The following is a 6,891-nucleotide window of genomic DNA, read 5'->3' as shown; positions in this document are numbered from 1 at the left end:
GCCAATCCGCATGAACTCGGCATTCTACACCCAAGATCATGGAAAAAACGTCACTAGTGTGTGCTGACCATTGAGTGTGTCGCAGACGACTCTGTCGACAGTGAATCGTCGGTTTTTTGATCCACCTAAGTCGTCCCGCCCTGGCCTGGGCCCGCGCCTCCTCCAGTCGAGCATAGAAGGCCGCACTTTCGTAGGCGGCCTGCCATTGGTCGCGTCGCTCGGGTGCCAGCCGGATCGCCTGCTGCAGCACGTCTCGCGCCTCGGCGAAACGTTGCTGGCGCAGCAGGGTCAGCCCCAGTCCGCCCTGGGCGTCGGCGTCGTCCGGGGTCTGCTCGAGCACCTGCTGGAACTGCGCCTCGGCCTGGTCCAGCCGCTGCTGCTCCAGGCTGTCGTACCCCTGAGCCCTGGCCTGGGCCGCCTCACGTTCCGGCGGCAGGGTCATCTTGTCGGCGAACAGCTCGGCGATCTGGCTATCCTCAGGGTGCGCCTGCTGATAGGCGGCATACAGATGTTCGTCTGCGGGGGTCGCCTCGAGCCACTCCAGCGCCTGACGCCAGGCGCGATCGGCGGCCGCATCGCCGGTCGCAGCGCGCTCGGCCAGGCGCTCGATACCCTGGCGACGCGTGGCTTCACGATAGCTCAGCACCTGGCCCAGCGCGGTGGCCAGCGCCGGCTCGTCGGGATGTTCACGCGCCATCGCCGCCAGGCGGTCGCGAGCCTCGCTCCAGCCATTGTCGGTACCGGCCAGGGTCAGGTAGACCTCCGGCGCCAGCCTCGGCGGAACCGCGTCGTCCTCGAGCACCGCCCGATAGCTGGCCATGGCTTCGGCGTAGTCGCCCGCCGCCGCCTGGGAGCGGGCCTCGGCCAGCCGCTGGCCGTCGGCACGCCGCAGTTTCTGTTCCTGCGCCAGCGCCTCGACCCGGTCATCCTCCGGGGCCACCTCGGCCAACCGCGCCTGCCAGCGGCTGGCCTTTTCCATATCGCCATCGGTCAGCGCATATTCCGCGAGCAGGTAGAGGGCACGCCGGTTGCCCGGGTCAGCATCGAGCACCCGCTCGAGGGACTGCTCGGCCAGATCGGCGCGCTGCCGATCCCGCCAGAAGCGAGCCTGCTCGAACAGCGGCGCCAGGGCCTGATCGGTCCCCTGGGCCTGGGCCGGACTCTGGTCCTGCGCCAGCACCGGAACAGAAGACAGCGTCAATGACAGCAGGGAGCACGACAGCAGTCCTGCCGCACCGGCGCGGCGAACCTTGAACAAACGCAAGCGTTTCATCGGCGTGGCGCTCCCCTGGTGTTGTCACTCTGTCCCTTGCCGTCGGCCACCGGGGTGTCGACGCGGCCTCCAGGAGCGTCGGCCTGGGCTTCAGGAGCGTCGGCCTGGGCTTCAGGAGCGTCGGCCTGGCCCCCCTGCAGGCGCCGTGCAGCACGGCGAGCCAGTCCCCGGTGGCAGACCAGCCCCAGCAGTGTCACCACCACCAGCAGCAGAACCGCCATGGCCACCAGGTTCTGGCCCAGCATCCAGCGCAACCTCATGTGCCAGGGCATCTCACCGACGCCCTGACGCGGCCCTGCGCGAAAGCTCTCGGCACTGCCCTCGACAGGAATCAGCGCCAGATCGCCATACACCGAGCGGCTTACCTCATCGTCGCCCAGTCGCGCCACCAGCGACGGCAGCGCCTCGGTGTCGTCGGCGACCGCCGCGACCAAGAAGCGCGAACGGTTCAAGGGTGACGGCAGGCTGACCAGCCCCTGGGACACCTCGCTGTCCTGCAGCGCCTGGGCCACCTCTCGCCACAGCGGCCGCCAGTCACCCAACAGCCAGTAGCGCCAGCGCTCCATCCAGGGCACCTCGGCCACCGCCAGACGCCCTTCGTCGGCCCGGTAAACGCCGGCGTCGAACAGCGACGTCTGCGCCAGACTGTCGAGGTCGGCGACCACCAGCAGATCCTTGTCGGTCAAATCGCCGGTGAGGGAAAGCCCTCGACGCACCTCGATGCCAAGGGCGGGATAGCCAGTAGCGCCGGCGATACGGCCCACGCTGGTCAACAGCGCCGACAGCTCGCTCTCGTCGGGGGCCTCGGGCACCAGCGCCACGCTGGCGCCAAGATCCGCCTGACGCGAGAACGGAAACCCCGCGCTGACGAAGGACGACAGCGACGGCATGACGCTGAAGTGCTCTGCCCGCCGCAGGTCCAGCGTGGTGGTGGGCAGGATTCGACTGATGGCGTCCTCACCCAGCCCGGGCGCGCAGTCGACCCCGTCTGCCACCGCCAGGTGAAAGTAGAACTGCAGGCGATTGTTGCCGTAGAGCAGGTCCCTGGGCAGCAGGACCTCGGCACTCTGCTCCCGGCCGGCGCCGACCAGACGTTGCCACAGACGCTCCAGCGCCTTGCCCGACTCCACCGGCAAGGCCGCGAGATATTCGCCGTTGAGGCTGACATCGAGGCTCGAGGCGATGGGATCGAGCCAGGGCTCGTCGGGAAAACGATAGTCGACCCTCAGCCGATAGTTCTGACCGGGCCACAGGAACAGATCCGGCGGCACCCTCAGGCTCAGGGCGTGCTCCCGGGCGGACAGCCCGCGTGCCACGAAGCCCTCGGGTTCGCCCAACGAGGCCAGGCTGGCCGGGGTTTCGACATCGACCCAGCGCGGCGCGTCATAGGGCTCGCGAGGGGCTGGCGGGCTCAGTCGTTCGTCATCAAGGCGCAGCCGTTCGCCGTTCAGCGTCGCCGGCGCTGCGCTATCGAGACTCTCCCCGAGTCCCGACAGCGCCAGACCGCGGGCGGCCCGGGCCACCTCGACGTCACTGTTGCCCACCACCAGCAGCAGCTTGAACAGCGGGTTGCGCGGATTGGGACGCATCAACAGGGTCGGCCCCTCGACCTGCGGCAGGGTCAAGCCCGCCAGACGTTGCCCCGAGCGCCCGATCACCACGGCGTTGTCCAGCGGCAGGCGATCGTAAAGTGCATCGACCTGTAGCTGCCCGGCCTCGGCGTAGCGTCCGAAGTGCGAGGCAATGATGGCCGCCCCGCGCAACTGGGCCTCAGACGCATCGCTGGCCATCACCATCGCCACCCGACTGACATCCGCCGTCGCGGCATCGATGAAGGGCCTCGGCAGGCGGGCCAGCTCGTCGGGGGTCGGCAGCCGCTGCAGGGTCAAGGCCAGCCTGGATTCGGGGGCGATCTCCACCCTGCCAACGGCCTGGTCATCACCGTGGCACTGCTGGGTCGCCTGCCCCAGCAGGCGAAACTCCAGGCGATTGAAGGGCAGGATCAGCGCCGAAGGGATATCCAGGCGCTGGGTCATGCCGCCGGCGTTGAACTGGTCAAGGTCGATGGTCTGAAGCGTCTCGCCGTTGAGCAGCACCCCGAGTTGGCTGTCGGCCGGCAGGTCACTGTGTGACAACGACAGCGACAGCGACGCAGCCACCGCCACCTCATCATCGCGCAGCGAGAACGCAGTGCCCGAAAGCCGGGTGTTCGGGGTCAGGCGCAAGGTCTGATCGGAGGCCAGCAACGGGATCGACAGCTCGCGCCGGGTCGGTTGCAACGGCTGGCTGACGCTGTCCAGATCCAGCCGGCCGTCCTCGCCGAAACGCAGCGGAGGCAACGTCTCGCCCGGTACCGAGGTGTCACCCGGCACGTCACCAAAACCGCCGGCCTCGTGCGTCACGCCGATCGTCGGCGCCGGGACCTGGGCCCAGACCCGGTGCGAGACCATCAATACCCCGAGCACGATGGTGGCCACCAGCATCACCGGCGCCAGCCAACCTCGGCTAAAGCGCCCCTGGGTCAGCCCCCGCACCGGGCTACGGAAGTGCAGCCCCTTCTGCTGCCACTGGTGGAAGAACAGTCCCACCACCGAGCGCACCACATGCCACAGTGACGCCAATGGCCGGTCCTGGGGATGCGGTGCCTCGGGAATCCAGGCATCGGCACGCCCCATGACCACCCGCACCAGTTCTCTGCGCTGGCGCAGCGGCAACTCATCAAAACGAAAGCGCAGTGAGTCATCGGTACCGGAAGCATTGACCGAACACACGGGGAACATCAGCCCCCGTCGATTGAAGGTGATCTCCAGGCACTCCACCTCGCTGCCCAGGGCTGAGCGCTTGCCCTCCACCAGGGCGCCCCCCATGGACAGGTTGGCGGTCCAGCTCTGCACCGCATGGCCACTGGCCAGGTGCAACACCACCGGAAGACGCGCCTCGACCCGCACTGAGCGCCGCAGCTGGCGCGTTTCCCGTGCCACCGCAATGGCCGCCAGCAGCACCAGAATGCTGACGGAGGCCCACATCACGTTGAACAGCATGACGCTGGTCTGGACATCGAACAGATCATTCCAGAAGACCCGCACCAGCCCCCACACCACCGCCGCCACCAACAGGCCAAGCACGAACAGATGGGGACGCACCGCCTCACCGTCGAAGTAGCCCTCCTCCAGCAGTCCACCCTTCTCGGTGACATTGAACTTGCCCCGACGCGGGCTGAGCAGAGTCACCAGGGTCGGCTTGAGCAAGTGAAAGGCCAGCACGCTTTCGTAGATCTCGCCCCAGAAGGAGTAGCGGAAGCGCCCCACCAGCCGCGAGTTGGTGTAGATCGCGTGAAACAGATGCGGCAAAGCGTAGACGGCAATCATCTGCGGCGACGAGGCAATGACGTGCAGATCAAACAACAGGTAGGCCAGGGGTGCGGTCAGGAACACCAGGCGAGGCATGGCGAACTGGAAATGCAGCATGGCGTTGAGGTAGCAAAGCCGCTGCGGCAGGCGCAGGCCACGTCCCCACAACGGATTGTCCAGCCGGAAGATCTGGGTCATGCCCCTGGCCCAGCGGGCCCGCTGGCCGATGTGCAGAGACAGTCGCTCGGTGGCCAGGCCAGCGGCCAGGCGCACCCCCAGGAAGGCCGTGTTCCAGCCACGCCGCTGCAGCTTGAGGGCGGTATGGGCATCCTCGGTCACGGTTTCCACCGCGAAGCCGCCGATCTCTTCCAGCGCGCTACGCCGCATCAGTGCACAGGAACCGCAGAAGAAGGCCGCATTCCAGTAGTCGTTGCCCTTCTGCACCGGCCCATAGAACAGCTCCCCTTCGTTGGGGATGTCCGCCCCGGCGACGAGGTTGCGCTCGAACGGATCCGGGGAATAGAAGTGGTGAGGCGTCTGCAGCAGTGCCAACCGCTCGTCGGCGACAAACTCCCCCACCGTGGCCTGCAGAAAGGCCCGGGTCGCCACATGGTCGCAGTCGAATACGCAGATCAGCTCGCCGTCTGTCAGCCCCATGGCGTGATTGAGGTTGCCCGCCTTGGCGTGGCTGTTGTCTTCCCGGGTGATGTAGCCGACCCCCACCGCCGCGGCGAAGGCGCCGAACTCGGGTCGCTTGCCATCGTCCAGCACATAGATACGCATGCGATCCGCCGGGTAATCGATGTTCTGGGCGGCCAGCACCGTGTCCCGCACCACCTCGAGACTCTCGTTATAGGTGGGGATATAGATGTCCACCGTCGGCCAGCGCGTCGCATCCGGCGGCATCGGCCGGATCGTGCGCTCCAGCGGCCAGGCGATCTGGAAGTACCCCAGCACCAGGATCACCCAGGCGTAACACTCGGCGGCCAGCAGACCGTAGCCGAATACCGCCTCGACCTGGGTATCGAACACCAGCGTTTCGCTCAGACGCCAATACAGGTAGCGGGTAGAGACCAGCACCGACAGCAGCATCATCGCCTGGCGTACCCAGCCACCACGAAGGCGAGCCAGCACCAGCAACGCCAGCATGCCAACACCGGCGAACACCAGCTGGCGCTCCAGGGTCAACGGCGTGGTGACAAGCAGAGCAGCCAGGGGCGCCCCCAGGATCAGCGCCAGCAGACGCGCGCCCAGTGACGCAGAGGAAGAGACGTTCATGGGCATCCTATAGCGCCGGGGCGACCACCCCATGGGACTGGAGTGAGGGGAGCAGACGACTGACGCTGCGGGCCAGGGTGTCGATATCGTGGGCCGCCGCCGAGGCTGGCGCGTAGTCGAAGATCGACTGCTCACAGGCCAGCGCCTCGGGAATCGCCTCGTCACGATGCACGTTTCCGAGCAACGGACTGCCCAGGCGATCCTGCAGGAAGTCGGCCACGTCGCTGGAAAGCCTGCGGCGTCGATCCACCTGATTGATGATGTAGTAGGGCCTGACACCAGGCCCCATGAAGTCGCCGCCTTCGATGCGCGGCAACACCGACAGCGAGGCACTGTCGGCCAGCAGCACCGCCACCTGGATGGCATCAGCAGCGCCCATGGCGGTTAGGCTCGGCGACGGCCCAGGCGGTAGATCCGCCAGCACCACACAGCGTGGCTCGTTCAGCAGAGGCCCCAGACGCTGGGCCACCGCTTCGGGGTGCGCGCTGAGCCAGGACTCGAACGCCAGGCGCTGGGCGTCGCTGACCTCACCATAGGGCAACAGCTCGATACCGCTGGCACTGGGCACCAGCAGGCGTCGCCAGTCATCGATCTCCACGGCCTGGGCGACAAAACCTCGCCCCTCGCCGAATCCCAGCCCGAAGTGCAGTCGCAGAGCGTTCTGCACGTCGAAGTCGATGACCACCACCCGGTGCCCGAGGCGCTTGAGGGCGTGAGCCAGATTGGCGGTCAGCGTTGTCTTGCCGACGCCGCCCTTGGGCGACGACAGGGAAACCAGATTCATTGAGAGATTCGTTTGAGCAGAGGTTTCAGCGGCGTTTCCTTGCCGATAGCGGCCTCGGACGACGCCTTGTCCGAGGCACTGCGAAACAGATGGCCAAAGCGCCCGGCAGGCGGCACACGAGCCTCCCCCGGAGGCGAGGCCTCGCCCACGCTCAAGGCGTTGGTGGCAGGCGCCTGGTGCTCGACCCGCCGCCCAGCGGGAGGTTC

4 protein-coding genes are annotated in these 6,891 nt (G+C 67.2%); all 4 read right to left on the bottom strand.

Going from position 1 to position 6,891, the window contains the following annotated elements:
• Positions 1-1,273, bottom strand: a 1,273-nt coding sequence (locus NH448_RS22890) for a tetratricopeptide repeat protein (RefSeq protein ID WP_253029537.1), incomplete at its 3' end; no start/stop codon positions are given.
• Entirely contained in the window at positions 1,270-5,901 is a 4,632-nt protein-coding gene (gene bcsA / locus NH448_RS22885) for a UDP-forming cellulose synthase catalytic subunit (RefSeq protein WP_052704479.1), read from the bottom strand. The genes bcsA and NH448_RS22890, both read right to left, overlap by 4 nt.
• 7 nt (positions 5,902-5,908) lie before the next feature.
• Positions 5,909-6,685, bottom strand: a complete 777-nt coding sequence (gene bcsQ, locus NH448_RS22880) for a cellulose biosynthesis protein BcsQ (RefSeq protein WP_045994298.1) — start codon at positions 6,683-6,685, stop codon at positions 5,909-5,911.
• Positions 6,682-6,891 (bottom strand): hypothetical protein (locus NH448_RS22875; protein WP_253029536.1); only part of this gene is annotated, 210 nt, incomplete at its 5' end. The genes bcsQ and NH448_RS22875, both read right to left, overlap by 4 nt.

The sequence above is a fragment of the Halomonas sp. OfavH-34-E genome (assembly GCF_024124525.1).
GTDB classification, from domain to species: domain Bacteria; phylum Pseudomonadota; class Gammaproteobacteria; order Pseudomonadales; family Halomonadaceae; genus Halomonas; species Halomonas litopenaei.
This window is presented reverse-complemented; position numbering and strand designations above follow the sequence as displayed.